We start from the raw sequence: 21,284 nt of genomic DNA, 5'->3' as shown, positions 1-21,284 counted from the left end.
CGGGTGGGGTAGGGTCGGTTGCGTTAAACGCGCGAAGGAGTGGTATTTGTTCGGTGACAGTCAGTTTAGCAAAAAGAGCAACCAGTTGCCCTTTTTGGGCACTCAGTTCGGGTCTGACCTAAACCAGTTGCCCAAAAAGGGCAGCTGACTACTCTTTTTAGGCAATTAGTTGCTGAAAAAGGGCACTCAGTTTGGGTCAGACCCAAACTGAGTGCCCAAAAAGAGTAGTCAGTTCGCCTCCGAGCTAAACCAGTTACCAAAAAAGGTCAGTCAGTTCGGGTCTGACCCAAACTGAGTACTCGTGCAGAAGTAAACAGGTAGCAACAGAACGTCATTCCGAGCTTGCTGAGGAATCTCGCTCGCGTCGTTGAACGAGGCCCGAATGAGGCGAGCGAGATTCCTCGGCAAGCTCGGAATAACGTTCTTTTTACCCTATTACTTTTGACTGACCCAAACTAACTACCCCCAAAGGCCAACCAGCCCTACCCCCTCCGCGGCGTCCGAATCCGCGAAATCTGCGCCATCTGCTAAATCCGCGATTACTAAATATCCTTGTCATCCAGCTCATCCAGCTTGGGCTGCACCATTTTCTGGTTGTTGGGGATGGTATCCTGCTGGCCCGCGCCGTAGTATTTCGAGCAATCCAGCTCGATGGTGAGCGGCGCGGCGGGCAGGGGGAAAGGCCCGGTGTCCACGTCGAGCGACTTATCGGCGTACACTTTCTTCATGAAGATGCCGTAGAGGGGTAGGGCCAAGCGCGCGCCCTGCCCGTAGGCCCCGGTGCGGAAGTGAATGCTACGGTCCTCACCGCCCACCCACATGCCGCACACCAGGTTGGGCGTGATGCCCATAAACCAGGCGTCGGAGTAGTTGGAGGTGGTGCCGGTTTTGGCCCCGATAGTGGTGTTGAACTTGAAGCCCGTGTGCAGAATGGTGCTGGTGCCGCCTGGCTCGGTGGTGCTGGCTTGCAGCATATTGGTCATCACGTAGGCCGTTTCCTCGCTGAGGGCCTCCCTGGTCTGGGCCACGAAGCGGCGCAGCTCGTTGCCATTCTTGTCCTCAATGCGCGTCACCATAATCGGGCTGGTCCACACGCCTTTATTTACAAAAGTGCCATAAGCCCCGCACAGCTCGTAGATGCTGCAATCGGAAGCGCCGAAGCCCACTGCCGGCACCGCATCGATGGGCGACGTGATGCCCAGGCGCTTGGCGTAGGCCACCACCGTTTCCGGCCCCAGCTTGAACACCAGCCACGCCGTGATAGAATTCATGGAGCGCGCCAGCGCCTGCCGCAGCGTGAAGGTGCGCCCCGAAAAAGCACCCTCGAAATTGTGGGGCGTGTAGGGCGGCCGGCCGGCCACGCCGGGGAAGGTCGTGGCCACGTCGGGCCGCGGAAAGCACGGTGAGTAGCCCTGGTCAATGGCCGCCGTATAGACGATGGGCTTGAACGTGGAGCCCGGCTGGCGCTTGCCTTGCCGCACGTGGTCAAATTTGAAAAACTTGTAGTTCGGCCCCCCCACCCAGGCCTTCACGTAGCCATTGAGCGGGTTCACGGCCAGGAAGCCGGCCCGCAAATAGCGCTTGTAATAGGCCAGCGAATCCATCGGCGACATCATCACCTGCTGCTCGCCCTGCCACGAAAACACCGTCATCGGGTACTTGTGGTTGAGGTAGTAGCGCACCGAATCCTTGTTGCCCTCGAAGCGCTCAACCAGCGACTTGTAGCGCTGGGTGCGGCGCATCGACGCCTCCAGAAAGCCGGGAATGACCCGGCCGTTCTCGTCGCGCCAGGGCAGCTGCCCCTTCCACTGCGCCGAAAACCACTTTTGCTGCAAGGTCAGGTGCTCGGCCACGGCCTTCTCGGCGTAGGCCTGCATCCGCGAATCGAGGGTCGTGTAGATTTTCAGGCCGTCGGCATACAGGTCGTGGTCCGTGTCGCGCGCCCAGGTTTGCAGGTATTTGGCCACCTCGGTGCGGAAGTACGGCGCCAGGCCCTGCACGGAGCTTTCGACGCTATAGTGCAGCACGATGGCCTTGGCCGTGTCGCGGCGCATCTCGTCGGCCGGCAGGTAATTGGCCCGCACCATCTGCTGCAACACCCAGTTGCGGCGGCGCTTCGAGCGCGCCGGGTGCATGGCCGGGCTAAACCGCGACGGCGCGTTCACGATGCCCACCAGCGTCGCCGCCTCGGGGGTAGTAAGCTGCTTGGGGCTCTTGTTGAAAAACGTCTTCGCCGCCGTGTTAATGCCGAAGGCATTGGAGCCGTAATCGACGGTATTCAGGTACATGCGCAGGATTTCGCGCTTCGTATAGTTGCGTTCCAGCTTGATAGCTAGCAGCCACTCCTTGGTTTTGGTGATAAGCAGGCCCAGCTTGCCAGTGCCGTTGAGCGTGCCGTTGTTGAGGCCGTCGGCGCGGGTCTTAAACAGCACCTTGGCCACCTGCTGCGTGAGCGTGGAGCCGCCGCCGGCGCGGCCCAGGCTGCCCACCACGCGCATAATGCTCTTGAAGTCAATGCCCGAGTGCTCCTCAAAGCGCACGTCCTCGGTGGCGATAAGCGCGTCAATCACGTTCTGCGGCAGGTCTTTATACTCCACCGGCGTCCGGTTTTCGCGGAAGTACTTGCCCAGCAGCACGCCATCGGCCGAGTAAATTTCGGAGGCCAACTCGCTCTTGGGGTTTTCCAGCGCGTGCAGGTTCGGCATTCGCCCAAACAGATTCATAAAGTTGACGCTTACCGCCCCCAAATAGAGCAGCGCCACCACCAGCCCGCCCCCAAACAGCACCCACATCGTGCGCGTGAACGCCCGGAAGCGCCCCCGGCGCACCGGCGGCGGCCCACGGCGCACGGGGGGGTAGGGCGGGGCGGGGAAGAAGCGGACTTAGGCATTTGGGTAGGGTGCGGGGCTTGTCCCCGCCCGTCGTTGAACAGGTTGAAGAATGGGGTAGGGTGCGGGGCTTGTCCTCGCCCGTCGTTGAACAATTCGCGGTTGGATTATCAGGCTGATTTCTCGGGCGGAATGCTGGTGCTGGACGCTTCGGGTGGCTTCGGGCAACGACGGGCGGGGGCAAGCCCCGCACCCTACGGGTAAACCTTCTGGTAAAATTGTTGGTAGCCGGCCAGGTCGCCGCCCGTCGCTTGCAGCAGCGCCAGGTTGGCCAGGCTAATGATGAGCGTTTGGTAGCCCTGGCCGCGCAGCCGCGCCAGCGGCGACTGCGGCCCGCGCAGCTTGGTGGCGTAGCTCTGGGCCACTTTCGCGCCTTGCAGCGCCCGCACCACCACCACTTCCTGGTCGGTGCCCAGCGCCTGGGCCGGCTGCACGGTCAGGTTATTCGCCCGAAAAAACTTGCCATTATACGTAGTCAGCTGCGCGGCGAGGTCGGCCGTGGGAGCCGTGCCCTTCGGATACACCAACACCACGGCGTGAGCCGCGCTGAGCTGGGTAGCGTAGGCCACAGCCGGCGCGGCCGGCGGGGTAGCAGGCTCCGCTGGCGCGGGCAAAGCCGCCGCCGGCTGGCCCGGCGTGGTAGCTGGTGGCGTGGTAGTAGGGGCTGTGCCGGCTGGCGTAGTTCCAGCGGCGGCTGAGGCAGTGCCCGTGGGCACCGGGGTAGCGGCAGCTGGTACGGCTAAATCCAATGCTTTAGCCGGGGCATTTTTTCGCGTGCGTGCCGCTTTAGGAGCGGCCTTCAGCGTGGGGGCGGCCGCTGGCGCGGGTTGCGCGGCGGCGGGGGGGGTAGGGGCAGGCGTCGGCGGGGGCGGCGCGTTGTCTTCGTAGAGAATGCGCAGCCGGTTATCAATCTCCCCCGGCCGGAACTGCGAAATCACCGGCTTGTCGGTCGAGGCCAGCGCCCCGGCGAGCTGCCCGGCTTCGGCCTTTTGCAGCGCGCCGGCCAATCCCTGCGCCTGCGGCACCAGCGGGCTATCGGGGTAGTCTTTAACAAACTGCGTCACCGAGGCCCGCACCGCCCCCGGCGGCTGCGTCCGAATGGCCAGCAGCAGCTTCAAGTACGCCACCCGGTCAGTGAGGTCGCTCTTCGGATAGGCCTGCTCAATGCGCGCCACGGCCGCTTTGGCCTTCGTAAAATACTGGTCCTTATAGAGTACAAAGGCCGAGTCGAGGCGCGCGGCCACGGCGTTGTGCAGCGCCCGCTCGTGCTCGCGATACAGCGGGTCGGCGATGAGCTTGGCGTAGGTCGAGGTCGGAAACTCGCGCTGCAACGCGGCGGCATACTGCGCGGCCTTGGCCGGGTCGGGCAGGTCCTTGTAGTAGAGGTAGAGCAGGTAGTCGGCGTCGGGCGCGTGCTCGCCGCGGGGGTAGCGCGCCACCTCGCCGGCGTAGGTTTCGTAGCCGCGCAGCTTTTCCTTGAGTTGCTCTTTATAGATGCCGCCCAGCTCATACATCGCCGCTTCTATCTGCTGGTTAGAGGCTTGCAGCTTGGGGGGCGAGTCCGGGATGTCCCGCCGATACTTGGCGGCCAGCGCGTTTTGCTCAGCCAGGGGGTCGGCGGCCACAGGCGGGGCCACGGGCCGGGCCCCGCCAGCCCCGCCGTTCACCTGCGTCTGGTCGTTGCCCGTCACGCTCACCGGCGCGCCGCCGTTTTGCGGGGCGTTGGGCGAACTGCTGGGGGTAAGGGTCGTGCGCCAGTTGTCTTGCAGCTTGCGGTCGCCCCACACCCGAATAAACTCGGTCCGCGCCGTGCTCAGCGAGGCCGGATTATCAAAATACCACTGCGCGCCCGAGGCCACCGCCGTCGTCGCGTCAAAGGCATTCGGGTTGCTGATGTCGCGCTGGTTGACGCCGAGCGCGCTCGGCGACGACGAAATGCGGCTGGCGTCGGACTGCTGCTTGCGGGCCAGGGCCTGCTGGGCAGCGGCGGCCTTGGCGGCGGCCAGGCGCTTGGCCTCCAGCTCGGCGGCGGCGTAGGTGCTCAGGCGCTTATCTAGCTCAGCGGCGGGCAGCCGGGCCAGCGTTTGCAGGCTGTCCTGCGTTTCGATAATGGTATATTGCTTGGCAAATTCTTTGAGAATACCCGCCCGCTCCAGCGTGGCCGCATACAGCGGGTTTTCCTTGGGCATGGCCTGCGTGGTGCTGTCGTAATAAGCCGCAGCCAGCTGGTATTTGTGCAGGTTTTCGTAATAGATGCGGCCGGCCAGCAGATAGGTGTAACCCTTCTGCGACTTGCTGACCGTGGGCACTTTAGCAGCCGTGCGCAGCAGGCCCAGCGCGTCGGCGTACTTCTGCTGGCGGTAGGCCACGCGCGCCATTTCGTAGTAGATTTTGTCGCGGTATTCCTTGTTTTTCGGGTCTTTCAACAGCGCCGCGAAGTACTTATCGAGCCGCTCCTTGCTCTGCTGGTCGAGGTCCGTTACCTGCCCCAGCAGCAGCTTGGTCTGAAAATCAAGCTCATAGGGCGGGTTGTGCTTGAGAATAGCGTTGAGCTGCGCGGTAGCTTCCTTGTTCTGGCCCTGCTGCTGATAAAGCTGCGCCAAGATAAAGCGCGAGCGCGAGCGCTCGTTCTTCACCGGCGTCAGGGGCACGGCTTTTTCCAACTGCTCAATAGCCTTCACCGGCTCCTCGGTCTGGAGATAATAGTCGGTGCGGGCCATGAACAGCTCGCGCGCATCCTTGGGCAGCCCCACTTCCTTGTCGAGCAGGTCCGACACCGCTTTGGCGTTGTCGAGCTGCTTGGTTATCAGGAAAGTGCGCATCAGCCCAATCAGGGCCTCCTGCTTGGCAAACGGGTCGCGGCTGGTGCTGTTCACGTACTTAAACGTGAGAATGGCGTCGTCAAACTCCATCTTGTAGAACCGCGACCAGCCCACCAGCAGGTAGGCGTCGTCGGTCCAGTCGGAGCCCGCGCGGTGCTGAATGGGCAGCGAAGCCTTCTTGATAATATCGTTGAGGTCGGCGCGGGTGGCGCGCACGGTGCCGCTATCGAGCACCGGGTAGAGGGGCAGCACGCGGTTGTAGTCGTCGTTGCGGCCTTTGTAGAGGGTAGCCTCGGTGGCCCGCAGCTTTTCGCGGGCCAGAAAAAAGCCGTTGTCGCGGGCCGCCACGTTGTTGATAGCATGGCTCACCAGCGACTTGTCCGAGGCGCAGGCAACCACGCCCAGCCCCAGCCCGGCCAGCAGCCAAAACCGAAGATTACGCAGGAGAAAAGCGATTTTCAAGGCAGAAAGCAAAGAGTGTAGGGCAAGCTTTAGCTTGCCGTAAGTAGCTCACAAGGATAAAAACGGCAAGCGGAAGCTTACCCTACGCGCACAACGCGCCCGCAACCCGTAAAATTACGCCGCGCCCGCCCGAAACCTTCATCCGCCGTTTAGCTTTACCGCTCTTCCCTTTTTCGCCCGCCCATGCCTACCCCCCCGCTCCCGCCCGAAGCCGACGACGAAGCCCGTAACAACTCGGCGCTGGCCCGGTATTCCGGCATCGCCGCCCAGATGTTTGCCATCATCGGCTTTAGCACCTGGGCCGGCGTGTGGCTCGATGGCCACTTCCACACCACTACCCCCTGGTACACCATCAGCCTCACGCTGTTCGGCATTTTTGGGGCGCTGTACCAGGTTATTCGCAGCGTCACGAGCAAGTAGCCAGCAGGAAAAATGCTCCGGTATCTGTTCCTTCGGCCCGTCGTGGTTTTGTGCGTTTGGTGGGGTGCGTTGGGCTGGCTGAACCCGTTGGCAAGCGGCATTTTTGGGGCGCTGTACCAGGTTATTCGCAGCGTCACGAGCAAGTAGCCAGCAGGAAAAATGCTCCGGTATCTGTTCCTTCGGCCCGTCGTGGTTTTGTGCGTTTGGTGGGGTGCGTTGGGCTGGCTGAACCCGTTGGCAAGTCAGGGCCAGCCACGGCAAACCCCGTCCCTACCCCCTCTCACCACGGCCAACGTGGTGTTGCTGCGCAACGAAGGCGACTTGCTACCCCTGCAACGGCTCGACACGCTGCGGCTGGCCACCATAAAAATGCCGCCGGCCACGGGCCGCGAGGTCATCGATTTCAGCGCGCACCTCCAGCAGGCCGTGGCCGATTACGCGGCGGCTGATTTTGTGAACGGGCTGCCCGCGCCGCCCGCCGCCCGGCTGCGCTCCCGCAACCTGCTGCTGCTCGTGCTGCCCGCTGCTGGCTCCCAGGACCGCCTGGCGCTGCAACAGGCCCTGAAACTGCGCAAAAAGCTGGTGGTGCTTTTATTCGACAGCACGGCGCTGGCCCGGCTGCCCGAGCTGCCGCAGGCCACGGCCGTGGTGCTGGCCCGGCAACGCACTGCCCAGGTGTGCGGTCAGGCCATTCAGGTCATTTTTGGAGGGGTAGGGGCGGCGGGACGACTGGCCCTGCCGGTTCCAGTCGGCTTGACGGCGGGCTTGCCTACGCGCGGCGGCCTGCGCCTGGCCTATGGCACGCCCGCTGCGGCGGGCCTGCGGCCTACCCTGCCTTTTTTGGTCGATTCGCTCATGCGCAAAGCCTTGGCTGGCAAGGCCTTTCCGGGAGGCGAAGTAATCGTGGTGCGGCACGGGGTGGTGGCGCTGCGCCGCAGCTACGGCGTGCTCCAGGCCGCCGACCCGGCGGCCCCGGTGCTCACTACGACGCTCTACGACTTTGCCTCGCTCACCAAAGTCACGGCCGCCCTGCCGGCCCTCATGCTGCTGCAAGACCGCGGCCTGTTTGGCCCCGACTACACGCTGGGCGCGCTGTTCGATTTCCTGAAAGGCAGCAACAAGCAGGACCTGCGCCTGCGCGACGTGCTCACGCACCAGGCGCGGCTGCGGGCGTTCATTCCCTTCTGGCAGCAGTACGTGAACGCCGATGGCCGCCCGAACCCGCGGTTTTTGCGGCCCGACTCGTCGGCCGCGTTTCCGCTGCCGGTGGCGGCGGGCCTGTGGGCGCGGCGCGACATGCCGGCGCTGCTCTACCAGGGCATTGCCGCCTCGCCGCTCAATGCCAAGCCCGGCTACGTGTACTCCGACCTGTCGTTTATGCTCTATCCGTCCTACGTGCGAAAAGCGACGGGTAGGCCCTTTGACCAGTTTATTACCGAGGAGATTTACCAGCCGCTGGGTGCTACTACGCTGGGCTTCAACCCCGAGCACCGCTTCCCCGGCCGGCGCATCGCGCCCACCGAGTACGACTCGGTATTTCGGCACCAGCTGGTGCGCGGCACCGTGCATGATGAGAGCGCCGCGCTGCTGGGCGGCGTGAGCGGCCACGCCGGCCTCTTCGGCTCGGCCAATGACCTGGCCAAGCTCGTCCAACTGTATCTGTGGCAGGGCCGCTACGGCGGTCAGCAGCTCATCAAGGCCGCGACGATGGATGAGTACACGCGCTGCCAGTTTTGCCCCGCCAACCGCCGGGCGCTGGGCTTCGACAAGCCCAACCCTAAAAACCCCGCCCTGAACGCGGCGCGCGGCGCCAGCCCGCGCAGCTACGGCCACACGGGCTTCACGGGCACCTATTTCTGGGTCGAGCCCGACCTCGATTTGTTCGTCATTCTGCTCACCAACCGCGTGAACCCCACGCGCCACAACAACCGGCTCGGCGAGCTGGGCGTGCGCTCGGCGCTGCTGCAGCTGGCCATCGAAAGCGCTCAGCCTTAAAGAGGGGGTAGGGATGATACGTGCTGGCGGGTCGCCCTCCGCGGCAACCTCACCCCCTAGCCCCCTCTCCTGCGGAGAGGGGGAACTAGCTCTAATCTAATATAATATAAAGGCGAGTTGATTAGAGCTAAAACTAAAAACTAGTTCCCCCTCTCCGCAGGAGAGGGGGCTAGGGGGTGAGGTTAATCGCGGAGGGCGACCTGCTAGAACGCACCAACTCTGAGTGTAGGGTAGCACTTAAAAATTAAGCGGGGCAAGACAGTGAGTATTTGCTGAATTTTTTGCACCTTTGGCGCTTTCAAATCGCGCGTTGATTTTAGAGCTTTTGCTAACGAGCTGTTGGTTGACCCAATAAAGAAGGTCGGAATAAAAGAATAGTTACGGGTGGCTTAGGTGCTTGCTGCAACCGCCTTTGTCTTTTCCATTTTAGTATTACCTATGAAAAAACGCTACTTTCTGCCTTTTGCGCTGCTGCCCGGCGTGCTGCTCGCGCCGCCCGGCCACGCCCAAACGACCCCGGCCACGGCGGCCGCCACCGGTACTGTCAGTGGCGTGGTGCATCAGGCCGCCGACAACACCGCCCTGCCCGGCGTGAACGTCATCGTGAAGGGCACCAGCAACGGCACCGCCACCAACGCCGACGGCCGCTTCACCCTCAGCGGCGTGCCGGCCGGGGCCACGCTCGTGTTCAGCTTCGTGGGCTACGAGCCGATGGAGCGCCGCGCCGATGGCAGCAACCTGACCGTGACGCTGACGGCCAGCAAACGCGACCTCGACGAGGTGGTAGTGCTGGCCTACGGCATCAAGCAGGACCGGCGCGACATCGTGACGTCGGTGCAAGAGGTTAGCAGTAAAGATATTATCGACTCGCGCCAGACCAACATCGTGAACGCCTTGCAGGGCAAGGTGGCGGGCGTTAACATCACGTCGTCGGGTGGCGGGGCGGGTGAGGGGGCCAGCATCGTGATTCGGGGCGGCACCTCGCTCGACGGCGACAACCAGCCGCTATTTGTCATCGACGGGATGATAATGGACAACTCGTCGTTTCAGGAAAGCACCGCGCCGGGCGGCGGCTCGGCTTTCAACGGCCTGCTGGGCCGCTCGGTGGGGGCCGCCAACCGCGCCGGCGACCTCAATCCCGAGGACATTGCCTCCATGACGGTGCTAAAAGGCCCGGCCGCCGCCGCCCTCTACGGCCTGCGCGCCGCCAACGGCGCGGTGGTCATCACCACCAAAAAAGGCGGGGCCGGCCGCACCCAGCTCAACTTCCGCACGCAATACTCGGTGGACCAGGTGAACCGCCTGCCCCAGGTGCAGGACCAGTACGGCCAGGGCTCGGGCGGCGTGTTTGACCCTAGCACGCGCTCGTCGTTCGGGGCGCGCTTCCAGCCCGGCCAGCCGGTGTACGATAACCTGGGCAATTTCTTCCAGAAAGGCCAGATGTACCAGAACTTCGTCAACATGTCGGGCGGTTCGGACAAAGCGAGCTTTTTCGCTTCGGCCTCCAACTTGCAGCAGACCGGCGTGACGCCCGAAAGCAAGTACGACAAGACGACGGTGCGCCTCTCGGGCTCGGCTCAGATTTCGCCCAAGCTCAGCGTCACCGGCTCGGCGCAGTACCTGACTTCGGGCGCAGTGCGGCCCTTGCAGGGGCCGGGCCTGTACGGCAGCTCGGGCGGCTTTTTGCTGAGCCTGCTCAACTGGCCGCGCAACGACGACGCCCGCAACTACCTCAACCCCGATGGCTCGCGCCGCCGCCTCCTACCCCTGGGCGCGGGCACCGACTCCGACGCCGACAACCCGTACTGGACGGTGAACAAAAACCCGCAGAGCGACCGCACCAACCGCTTCGTGGGCAACGTGCAGGTGTCGTTTTCACCCGTGAAGTGGCTGACGCTGAGCCACAACATCGGCACCGACTTGTCCACCACCCGCAGCCAGTCGGTGCGGGCCGTGGGCACCTCGCAGGTCGGCAATCAGTTTGGCGGCCTGGCCCAAACCGTGGACCAGGCGCGCCTGCTCACGGCCACGACGCTGGCCACGTTCAACCACAGCTTCTTCAACGAAAAGCTGCGCGGCTCCTTTTTGCTGGGCAACACGATTGAGGAAAACAAGGACGAGGCGGTGGACTACATAGGCCTGATTTTCCAGAATCCCGATTTCATCGGCCTCAATAACACGGTGAACCGCAATGCCCTGGAGCGCGACCAGACGCGCCATCTCATCGGCAACTTCGCCCGGCTCTCGACCACCATTTTCGACCAGCTGATTGTGGAATTGCAAGCGCGCTACGACCAGTCTTCGACCCTACCCCGCCCCGACCAAGACAAGATATTCGGCAAGGGCTTCCTCTACGGCTCGGCCGCGGCGGGCTACGAGTTCACTAAAATTCTGGGCCTGGACCAGAACCCGGTGCTGAACTACGGCAAGATACGCGCCTCGGTGGCCGAAGTGGGCAAGGATACCGGCCCCTACCGGGTGCTCGCGCCGCTCACCACCAACACCTACATCGGCGGCGGCTTTCGCAACGACTTCTTTGGCTCGAACCCCAACCTCAAGCCCGAGCGCACCCGCACCTACGAGGCCGGCATCAATCTGCAATTCTTCAAAAACCGCCTCAGCTTCGACTTCAATTACTACCGCTCGCGCACCCGCGACCAGCTCATTGCCCCGCGCGTGAGCCAGGCCACGGGCTTCACCTTCCAGTATATTAATGGGGGGGTAGTAACGAATGAGGGCCAGGAAATCAGCCTCAACGGCACGCTCGTGCGCACCGCCGCCGGCTTCACCTGGGACATCGGGGCTAATTTTTACCACAACACCAACAACGTGGAGAGCCTACCCTCGCCGCTGACGGTGGTGTACCAGTCCGACACCTTTATTACCAACGTGCAAGAGGGCGGGGCCTTCCCCGGCCACCCCATTTCGGGCATCGCGGCCACCGATTTTGCCCGCGTCACGGACCCCAGTTCGCCCTACTACGGGCAGGCTATCGTGAACGCCACCACCGGCTACCCCACCACCAGCGCCACGTTCGTGTACGCGGGCAACCGCGCGCCGCGCTTCACCACGCAGTTCACCAACACGTTCACCTACAAAGGCTTGTCGCTGACTTCGCTGCTCGATTTCCGGGTCGGCGGCGTAGTGGTGAACGGCAACGACTGGTACGAAACCGGCGTGGGCACCTCCCCGCGCACCCTCGACCGCTACAAAACGGTGGTTTTTGACGGGGTAGTGGCCCAGAAAGACGCCAGCGGCAACACCACCTACGTGCCCAACGCCCGCCCCGCCGAGCTGAACCAGACGTATTATACCAACATTCTGAGCAACGTGGGCAAGGCCTTTATTGAGGATGGCTCGTGGGTGCGCCTGCGCTACGTGGCCCTGAGCTACGCCCTGCCCCAGCGCTGGCTCGGCGGCGCCAGCTCCTTCCTCAAAGGCATTGAGCTGAACGTGACCGGCCGCAATCTCTGGCTGCTGACCAAGTACAGCGGGGCCGACCCCGAAACGGCCACCGCCGGCGCGGGCGTGCGCGGCGGCGGCTCGGGCGGCATCGACTACGGCAACATCCCCGCCACCCGCGGCGTGGACATGGGCCTGCGGGTCAATTTTTAACTTGTAAAAGTCAGGGCAGAACCGGCCGTCTGTCATTGCGAGCCTGCGAAGCAATCGCCCCAGAACGGCTCGTTCTGGAATCGTTCTGGGGCGATTGCTTCGCAGGCTCGCAATGACAGCCTATTTTCCAGCAACGCCAGGTGGCCGGCTCTTCCTTCCAAAAGTATCCTACCCGATGAAAAAATATCTCCTGTTCCTAAGCCTGCTCGGGGCCTCGGCGGCGCTGACCTCGTGCGAGAAGTACCTTGACGTGAACAGCAACCCGAACAATCCGGTCGTGTCAACGCCTAACTTCCTGCTGCCCAACGTCATCTCCAATGGCATTCAAACGCAGATGTTCACGGCCCTGCGCACGCCCTACATCACGCAGTATGTGGTGAGCCGCACCGCCAACAGCGGCGGCAACGACCAGTATTACTTCACCAATGCGCAGAGCACCAACACGTTCAACTACTCGTATTTCTACTCGGGCGGCAACATTCCGCAAATGATTCAGGTGGCCCAGGCTGAGGGGTCGGTGTACTACGTGGGCGCGGGCAAGATTATGCAGGCGCTCATCCTGGCGCACGTCACCGATATGCTCGGCGACGTGCCCTACACCGAGGCCTACCAGGGCGGTGCCAACTACACGCCCAAATACGATTCGCAGCAGTCCATCTACGATGTCATCAACCAGCTCTGCGACGAGGGGGTAGTAGAATTATCGAAGCCCGCGAGCGCCAATTTCCGCGCCTTCTACGCCACCTCGCCCAGCGAGAGCGGCGACATTCTCTACAAGGGCGACCCTGCCAAATGGGTGCGCCTGGCCTACTCCCTCAAGGCGCGCCAGGCTCAGCACCTCACCAAAAAGGCCAGCTACAGCCCCGCCGCCGTGCTCGCCCTCTGCGACAAAGGCTTTACCTCGACTGCCGACGACGCGCAAATCAACTTTCAGGTGGCCGTGGCCCCGCTCGTGAACACAACCAACATCTTTGGCACCACGCGCTCGAACTTCGGCACCGCCGTGTTCTCTAGCAACGTGGTGAAATACCTGAACGGCACCACATTTCCGGGCGTCACCGACCCGCGCTTCGGCATTCTGGTGCCCACCACCAGCACCGGCGTGGACCCCGGCGCGGGCACGGCCGCCGGCACCAACATCACGCCCGGCTCCACCTACACCGACTTTTATGGCAGCTGGTACGCCCGCGACCTGGGCTATTTTGAGGCCATCACCTACCACGAGCTGAAGTTCATTCAGGCCGAGGCCGCCTTTCGGGCGGGCAACAAGACGCTGGCGCTGGCTTCGCTCAAAGAAGGCATTCGGGCGCACATGGCCAAGGTGGGGCAGGGGGGTAGCAACGCCGTGCCGGCCGTGACGTTCCCGGTCATTTCCGCCACCCAAATCAGCGCCTACCTCGCCTCCGCCGCCGTGCCCCAGACGGAGGCCGACCTCACCACGCTGCGCCCCATCATGGAGCAGAAATACATTGCCATGTTTCTGAATCCCGACTCGTGGTCGGACCTGCGCCGGCTCGATTTTGACCCCGCCATCTACGTCAATTTCGTGTACCCGACCCGCACCGTGAACCCCGTGGTGGCGGGCCAGACCGACCCCAAGCTGCGCTACCCCCGCCGCCTGCTGCCGGGTGCCACCGAGTTGCTCTACAACCCCAACGCCGTGGCCAAGCTCTTCAGCGACGCCGGCGCTACTACCAACGACGACTACGTGACCAAGCCCCTGTGGTTTGACATGCCGTAGGTTTTCACCCCTTGCATTTGCTTGTCTATGAAAATTTTAAATAAAAATCTACTGCCTTTGCTGGCGGGCCTGGCCTTGCTGGCGGGCTGTAAAAAAGATATCCCGACCTTTTACCAGCCCGTGGCCGCGCCGGGCTTTTTCAACCTGGGTATTCTGGGGCCTGCTACCCTCAACCCAACGTTTAACGCCAAGTACGCGCCCGGCGAAACCATCCCGGTAACGGCCCTCTTCAACGCGCCCGACAACCTGACGACCATCACGGTTTTCCAGGCCACCAAAACCGACTCGGCGCAGGCGGGCAGCTACCCGGCCGGCGGCACCTTCAACCCGACGCTGCAATCGACGGCCCAAACCGTGCCCTACGTGGTGCCCGCCGCCTACCCCATCGGCACGATGGTGCGCGTCGATGTCACGCTCACCTTCGCCGGCGGCACGCGGTTGCGGCGCTTCACCTACCAGGTGGCCAACCCGCCCACGCTGATTTTCGGCAGCCCCGCCGCCACCTACCGCAACGGCCTCAGTGCCACCGCGCAGAGCGAAGGCGACCTCATTGGCTACGCCGTGACCCTGAACGCGGGCGGCGTCTCGACCGCTACCGGGCTGGCTCCTAATCTGTTCAAGAACGTGGACAGCCTCGTGTACTACGCCCGCGTGGGCACTGCCGGACCGCTGCTGCGGCAGGGCGTTATCAAAACGCCCACCGCCGGCGTCGAAAACAAGCGTACCATCGACCTGCGCGTGCCCCCCGGCGCGGCGGGCGGCGGGGCCACGTTCATATTCATGGCGTTTGCCCAGAGCACTTCTACCACGCTCACGACCCCCCCGCTGTCCGTGGGCGCGCCTACCCCCCTCAAAACCACCCGCCAGGGCCGGGTGAGCTTTGGCGGCGGCCTATCGACCGATTCATTGGCTTTCAACTTGGTAACCAGTCTCAACGAGCCCGCTGCCAATGCCGTGACGGCCAAAGACTTGCAGGTGAATGGCCTGTCGAGCACCGGCACCCTCACGCTCAACACGTCCAACCCGACCCGCTACTATAAGCTCACCACCGCCCAGCTGGCCGCTACCCCCTACGCCACGGCCAGCGCCAACGCCATCGGCACGCTGCTTTACCAAAACACGGCCAGCGCCGACCTGGGCACGCCCGCCGTGGGCGACGTGTATGCCGTGCGCCTGCGCGGCACCCCGGAGGTCATGCTCCTGCGCATTCTGGCCCTCAAGCCGAGCACCACCGGGGGGGTAGGACGCGTCCGGTTCGAGTACCGCTCGTTGTAGCTTTGTGATTCTTCATCCAGGCTTCATGTGGCCCCGCTGGCGTTGGCTGGCGGGGCTTTTGCGTGGCGGGGCACCGATTCGTGCCGACCTTTGTCTTTCGGCCCGAGATTTTCCGCGTATGAACAGTCGTTTTTTAACCCATTTTCTAGCCTTCGCACTGGCTTGTTTCGCGGTGCTGTTTGGACTGCGGGCGGGCTTTGGCAGGGTAGTAATAAACCCGCTGGCCCCGGCCATCTTAGGCGTACTGCTGGGGCTCACCCTACTCGCTTATTGGTTCACGGCGTGGTACACCCGGCGCTCGCCCGATAACTTCCTGGCGGCCTATTTTGGGGGGGTAGGGCTGCGGCTGGCGGTGGGTGTTGGGATGGTATTACTTTATTTTTTTCGGAGCGGCTTGACCGGAAATCACGACTTACTCACCTTCCTTGGTGCATTCTTCCTAGCCTATTTTCTGTGTGCTGGGTTTGAAATATGGGCTATTTTTAGTAACTTGCGCCCGTTTTCAGCCAAGTCCCTCCCGGAAAGTGAATAATTTATGGTCGAGCTTGGATTTTACTCCATATTAATGAAGCGGTTACTTACTCTCTTTCTCTGCTTGTGTACGTTCGGCGGTTTTGCGGCCGAACCGGGTGAAACGGGCAAAAAGGAGGCAGCTTTCAATCCCAGCGAAGTTATTTTGCATCACGTGGCCGACTCGCACGAGTGGCACTGGTTCAGCACCGACAACGGTAACTTTGTTAGCTATTTTCCTATAATAGCATACCAGCCTAGTAAAGGTCTCTCGGTTTTCTCCTCTGAAAAAGTAGCCGAAGGCAAAACTAACGGCAACTTCAAGCTCGAAGACGAGAAGCTGGTTAGCCTCGACGGCAGCAAGGTTTACGACTTCTCCATTACCAAAAACGTCGCCGCCCTGGCCATGAGCAGCCTCATGCTGCTTATTGTATTTGTCTCGGTTGCCCGGACATATAAGCACCGCGTTGGCCAGGCCCCTTCCGGCCTGCAAGGCTTTCTGGAGCCCTTCGTCATTTTTATCCGCGACGAAATAGCCAAGAAGAGCATCGGCCCCAAGTACGAGCGCTACATGCCGTATTTACTCACTGTTTTCTTCTTTATCTGGTTTAATAATCTGCTGGGCCTCACACCCGGCGCGGCCAACCTCACCGGCAACGTAGCGGTAACGGCCATGCTGGCGGTTTTGACGCTGATTGTGACACTTTTTAGTAGCAACAAAAACTACTGGACGCACATTTTTTGGACGCCCGGCGTGCCCCTACCCCTAAGAATCATCATGATTCCGGTCGAGTTGGTTGGCGTAATTGTGAAGCCTTTCTCGCTGGCCGTCCGGCTGTTTGCTAACATCACGGCCGGCCACATCATTATCCTGAGCTTTATCAGCCTCATATTCATCTTCCGCTCGGCAGTTACGGGTTTGTTTTCTGTGCCGTTCGGCTTGTTTATCAGTGTATTGGAGCTGTTGGTAGCTATTTTGCAGGCTTACATCTTTACGCTGCTGACTGCCATGTATATTGGCGGCGCCCTCGAAGAGCACCACGACGAAGCGCACGGCCCCGGCCATGAGCACGACGACTACGGCTTTGCCGAAGAGCGGCAGGGCGGCTCCAACTTCGCTAACCTCACCAAGCCCGACATCGCGGCTCACTAACCTAGCCCGGCTGCCCACTCGCTGGTAGGATAGCCAGGTTATATCTCCCCTCAAATTTTTCCCTACACACATTTTCTTTTTTACCATGCTTCTTTCGTTGTTGCTGCAAGTTGTTAATTCGGTTGGTCTGGCTGTAATGGGTGCCGGCATTGGGGCCGGTCTGGCTATCATAGGTGCCGGCCTGGGTATTGGCCGCATCGGCGGTAGCGCTATGGAAGCCATCGGCCGTCAGCCAGAAGCTTCGGGCAAAATTCAGACTGCCATGCTCATCGTGGCCGCTCTGATTGAAGGAGCAGCCTTGTTCGCAGTTGTAGTCTGCCTGCTCATCGCGCTGAATCTGAAGTAGTCGCGTCGGTATAACCCGGCCGGCTGGCTCCTTCTTCGTAATTAAACGAGAAGAGGTCAGCCGCGCCGGGTTTTCGTTCGGCTAAAGTTTTGGTTGATTCTATGAAGTAGAAACCGACTAATTACTTTGGCAACTTACCTGCCGCCGGATGTTTATTGGTGCCGCTTTGCGGTGGCATCATCACCCCGATAATTGCCACGCTTATGTCGCTTATCACTCCCGAATTCGGTTTGCTCTTTTGGCAAACCCTTATTTTCCTTATCCTGCTGCTGCTGCTGGCCAGGTTTGCCTGGAAGCCTATCCTGAGCTCGCTCAAGGAGCGCGAGGACAGCATCGACGAGGCCCTGAAAATGGCCCAAAACGCCAAGCTGGAGATGCAAAGCCTGAAGGCCGGCAATGAGAAGCTGCTGGCTGACGCTCGCCATGAGCGCGACCAAATGCTGAAGGAAGGCCAGACTATCGCCAACCAACTCATTGAGCAGGCCAAAACTACCGCCGTAGAAGAAGCAAACCGCATCGCCCAGCAAGCCCGCGAAGCCATTCAGCAGGAAAAAAACCAGGCCCTGGCCGAGGTGAAAAATACTGCCGCCCAGCTCAGCGTGGACATTGCCGAGCGCGTGCTCCGCCGCGAGCTGGCCGAGCCAGCTGCCCAGCAAAAACTGGTGGACGACTATCTGAAAGATGTTAAACTCAATTAGCCTTTTCGTTTTTCATTGGTTGCTTTTCGCTATTTGTGCCTCTAAGTAAGGTGGTGGTAAACGACGAAAAACAAACGACGAAAAACGAAAAACGAACCTAAAATGGCCGACCAACGAGTAGCCGCCCGCTATGCTAAGTCCTTGTTGGACTTGGCGCAGGAAATGGGCACCTTGCCAATAATCAAGCAGGATATGGACCTGCTGGCCGCTACGATGGCCGGCAGCCGCGACCTGCGTTTGTTGTTGCGCAACCCGATTGTGAAGCACGACAAAAAGCTTAGCATCCTGACCGCCATTTTCCAAGGCAAAGTGTCGGAGACACTGATGCGCTTTTTTCAGATTCTGACCAGCAAAAACCGCGAGGATGCGCTGGAATTCATCGGCAGCGAATTCCTGATTCAGTATAATTCTCTAATGGGCGTGCAGGTGGCGGAGGTAACTTCAGCTACCCCCCTCACCCCCGCCACTCGGGCCGAAATCGAGAAGATGGTGAAGCAGCAAACGGGTCTGAAAGACGTTTCGCTCATCGAAGAAGTGGATGCCTCGCTGATTGGCGGCTTCGTGCTGCGCGTGGGCGACCAGCAGATTGACGACTCGGTTAAAGGCAACCTGCGCCGCCTGCGCACGGCCCTGGCCGACAATACTTACCAACCTAGCTTAAACTAATCCTTATTATGGCAGAAGTACGCCCGGACGAAGTATCCGCCATCCTGCGGCAGCAGCTGTCCAATTTCAAATCGGCCGCCGAGCTCGAAGAGGTCGGCACGGTGCTCCAGGTCGGCGACGGCGTGGCCCGCATCTACGGCTTGTCGCACGCGCAGTCGGGCGAGCTGATTGAGTTCGAAAACGGCCTGCAAGCGCTGGTGCTGAACTTGGAAGAAGATAACGTAGGTGCCGTAATGCTCGGCGAATACGGCGATATTAAAGAAGGCGCTACCGTGCGCCGGACCAAGAAGATTGCCTCCATCCAGGTGGGCGAGGGCATTGTGGGCCGCGTGGTAAACACGCTGGGCCAGCCCATCGACGGCCGTGGTCCCATCCAGGGCCAGACCTACGAGATGCCTCTGGAGCGCAAAGCGCCCGGCGTAATCTTCCGTCAGCCCGTAACCGAGCCGCTGCAAACGGGTATTAAGGCTATCGACGCCATGATTCCGATTGGCCGCGGCCAGCGCGAGCTGATTATTGGCGACCGCCAGACCGGCAAATCGACGGTAGCGCTCGACGCTATCCTGAACCAGCGCGAGTTTTATGACCGCGGCGAGCCGGTTTTCTGCATCTACGTAGCCATTGGCCAGAAGGCTTCGACGGTAGCCCAGGTGGTGCAGTCTTTGACTAAAGGTGGGGCGATGGACTACACGGTGGTCGTGTCGGCTTCGGCCTCTGACCCCGCGCCGATGCAGTTCTACGCGCCTTTCACGGGAGCCGCCATCGGTGAGTACTTCCGCGACACGGGCCGCCCGGCGCTGGTAGTATATGACGACTTGTCGAAGCAGGCCGTGGCCTACCGCGAGGTTTCGTTGCTGCTGCGTCGTCCTCCGGGACGCGAAGCCTACCCCGGCGACGTGTTTTACCTGCACAGCCGCCTGTTGGAGCGCGCCGCTAAAATCAACGCTTCGGATGAGATTGCGCGCAACATGAATGACCTGCCCGATAGCCTGAAGCCACTGGTGAAAGGCGGTGGCTCGCTCACGGCCCTCCCCATCATCGAGACGCAGGCGGGCGACGTATCGGCCTATATTCCGACCAACGTCATCTCGATTACGGACGGGCAGATTTTCCTCGAAACCAACCTCTTCAACTCCGGCGTGCGCCCCGCTATCAACGTGGGTATCTCGGTAAGCCGGGTGGGTGGCAATGCCCAGATTAAGTCGATGAAGAAGGTCGCGGGCACGCTGAAGCTCGACCAGGCGCAGTTCCGCGAGCTGGAAGCTTTTGCCAAGTTCGGCTCGGACCTCGATGCTTCGACCAAGCTCACCATTGAGCGCGGCCGCCGCAACCTCGAGATTCTGAAGCAGCCCCAGTTTTCGCCCGTGAAGGTGGAAGACCAGGTAGCCATTATCTACGCCTCTACCAACGGCCTGCTCGACACCGTGCCCGTGAACCGGGTGCGGGAGTTCGAAACGGAGTTTCGCCAGGTAATGAACGCCCGCAACCCCGAGGTGCTCAAAGCGCTGAAAGCCGGCAAGCTGGATGACTCGGTGACGGGGGCTATTCGCCAAACGGCCAAGGACGTGGCCGCCGGCTACGCGGCTAAGTAACGAAAAGTTAAGAGTTAAAAGTTGAGAAGTAAGAGTTAGGTTCCGGCAGTAAGCCCCTCCCTACTCCTTATTTCCTAACTCTTAACTCTTAATTTTTAACTCTTAACTCACTTAAATGGCCTCTCTTAAAGAAGTTCGCTCGCGCATCCAATCGGTTTCGAGCACGCAGCAGATTACCAAAGCCATGAAAATGGTGGCGGCGGCCAAGCTGCGCCGGGCCCAGGATAACATTATTCGGATGCGCCCCTATGCCCAGCGACTGACCAGCATTTTGGCCAACCTGACCCGCACTACCACCGACGAGGTAGTGAGCGAGTATGGTCAGGTGCGGGAGGTGCGCCGGGTGCTCATCGTTGCCATCACCTCAGACCGCGGCCTGGCCGGGGCCTTCAATGCCAACGTGTTTAAGGGCGTGAATGCGGCGATTGCTGAGCGCTACGCCAATCTGCCGAAGGAGAATATCACGATGTTGGCCATTGGCAAAAAGGCGCACGACTACTACGCCCGGCGCGGCACCAAGCAAGTGGGCGACTACACGCACGTCTTCGCGAAGCTGTCGTTCGATACGGTGCGCGTAGCGGCTGAGGAAGCCATGCGTGGCTTTGTGGAAGGCAGCTACGACCAGGTGGTGATAGTGTACAACGAGTTTAAGAACGTGGCCACCCAGGTTATTCAGGTGGAGCAGCTGCTGCCGCTGGTGCCCACGGAGGTGCCGGCCGGCACGCCCAGCGCCACCGCCCCGGACGCTAGCATCGACTACATTTTCGAGCCCAGCAAGGAGGAGATTATTCAGACGCTCATCCCGCAGAGCCTGAAAATTCAGCTTTACAAAGCCGTGTTGGAAAGCAATGCTTCGGAGCACGGTGCCCGCATGACGGCAATGGACAAAGCGACCGACAACGCCGGCGAGCTCCTGAAAGCGCTCAAGCTAACGTATAACCGGACGCGTCAGGCCGCTATCACGACGGAGATTCTTGAAATCGTGGGTGGTGCCGAAGCCCTGGCGGCAACCCGGTAACAAGCAATTTCGCTTAGAATTTAGATAAGCCCGGCAACTAACAGTTGCCGGGTTTCTTTTTTTTGCCTTACTATTGCAGGGTT

13 protein-coding genes and 1 pseudogene are annotated in these 21,284 nt (G+C 61.2%); 12 read left to right on the top strand and 2 right to left on the bottom strand.

The genetic code is table 11. The features are described from left to right. Positions 1-542: 542 nt before the first annotated feature. Together A0257_12010 and A0257_12005 are read right to left on the bottom strand one after the other, a co-directional pair. Positions 543-2,792, bottom strand: a complete 2,250-nt coding sequence (locus A0257_12010; protein AMR29735.1) for a transglycosylase — start codon at positions 2,790-2,792, stop codon at positions 543-545. Between the two features lie 290 nt (positions 2,793-3,082). Beyond that, on the bottom strand, positions 3,083-6,172 hold the full coding sequence (locus tag A0257_12005) for a hypothetical protein (protein ID AMR27747.1): 3,090 nt from the start codon (positions 6,170-6,172) through the stop codon (positions 3,083-3,085). Between the two features lie 183 nt (positions 6,173-6,355). On the opposite strand from A0257_12005, the gene A0257_12000 reads away from it, so the two are divergent. The 12 genes and pseudogenes from A0257_12000 (at position 6,356) to A0257_11945 (ending at position 21,201) form a co-directional block, all read left to right on the top strand. Further along, positions 6,356-6,592 (top strand): hypothetical protein, encoded by a 237-nt coding sequence (locus A0257_12000; GenBank protein ID AMR27746.1) that lies wholly within the window; start codon positions 6,356-6,358, stop codon positions 6,590-6,592. Between the two features lie 216 nt (positions 6,593-6,808). Beyond that, positions 6,809-8,587 (top strand): hypothetical protein, encoded by a 1,779-nt coding sequence (locus A0257_11995; protein ID AMR27745.1) that lies wholly within the window; start codon positions 6,809-6,811, stop codon positions 8,585-8,587. 438 nt (positions 8,588-9,025) lie between these two features. Further along, positions 9,026-12,202 carry a SusC/RagA family TonB-linked outer membrane protein gene (locus A0257_11990; protein AMR27744.1) on the top strand — a complete coding sequence of 1,059 codons (3,177 nt, stop codon included), beginning with the start codon at positions 9,026-9,028 and terminating at the stop codon, positions 12,200-12,202. A 175-nt stretch (positions 12,203-12,377) separates the two neighbouring features. Next, positions 12,378-13,943: a hypothetical protein gene (locus A0257_11985; GenBank protein ID AMR27743.1), complete on the top strand. Its 1,566-nt coding sequence runs from the start codon at positions 12,378-12,380 to the stop codon at positions 13,941-13,943. Between the two features lie 27 nt (positions 13,944-13,970). Next, a complete protein-coding gene (locus A0257_11980) occupies positions 13,971-15,218 on the top strand; it encodes a hypothetical protein (GenBank protein ID AMR27742.1) in 1,248 nt (415 codons plus the stop codon). 118 nt (positions 15,219-15,336) lie between these two features. After that, on the top strand, positions 15,337-15,750 hold the full coding sequence (locus tag A0257_11975) for a hypothetical protein (protein ID AMR27741.1): 414 nt from the start codon (positions 15,337-15,339) through the stop codon (positions 15,748-15,750). 33 nt (positions 15,751-15,783) lie between these two features. After that, positions 15,784-16,773: pseudogene (locus A0257_11970) on the top strand (F0F1 ATP synthase subunit A). 193 nt (positions 16,774-16,966) lie between these two features. Beyond that, a complete protein-coding gene (locus A0257_11965) occupies positions 16,967-17,227 on the top strand; it encodes a F0F1 ATP synthase subunit C (protein ID AMR27740.1) in 261 nt (86 codons plus the stop codon). Between the two features lie 203 nt (positions 17,228-17,430). Further along, positions 17,431-17,925 carry a F0F1 ATP synthase subunit B gene (locus A0257_11960; protein AMR29734.1) on the top strand — a complete coding sequence of 165 codons (495 nt, stop codon included), beginning with the start codon at positions 17,431-17,433 and terminating at the stop codon, positions 17,923-17,925. A 102-nt stretch (positions 17,926-18,027) separates the two neighbouring features. Further along, a complete protein-coding gene (locus A0257_11955) occupies positions 18,028-18,591 on the top strand; it encodes a F0F1 ATP synthase subunit delta (protein AMR27739.1) in 564 nt (187 codons plus the stop codon). An 8-nt stretch (positions 18,592-18,599) separates the two neighbouring features. Then, on the top strand, positions 18,600-20,183 hold the full coding sequence (locus tag A0257_11950; GenBank protein ID AMR27738.1) for a F0F1 ATP synthase subunit alpha: 1,584 nt from the start codon (positions 18,600-18,602) through the stop codon (positions 20,181-20,183). Positions 20,184-20,298: 115 nt separating this feature from the next. Next, the gene (locus A0257_11945; protein AMR27737.1) at positions 20,299-21,201 is read left to right on the top strand and encodes a F0F1 ATP synthase subunit gamma; all 903 of its coding nucleotides are present in this window, start codon (positions 20,299-20,301) and stop codon (positions 21,199-21,201) included. Positions 21,202-21,284 lie beyond the last annotated feature (83 nt).

Source organism: Hymenobacter psoromatis (assembly GCA_001596155.1).
Taxonomy (GTDB): Bacteria; Bacteroidota; Bacteroidia; order Cytophagales; family Hymenobacteraceae; genus Hymenobacter.
The sequence above is the reverse complement of the archived record's forward strand: the minus strand, read 5'-3'. Positions and strand labels throughout refer to the sequence as shown.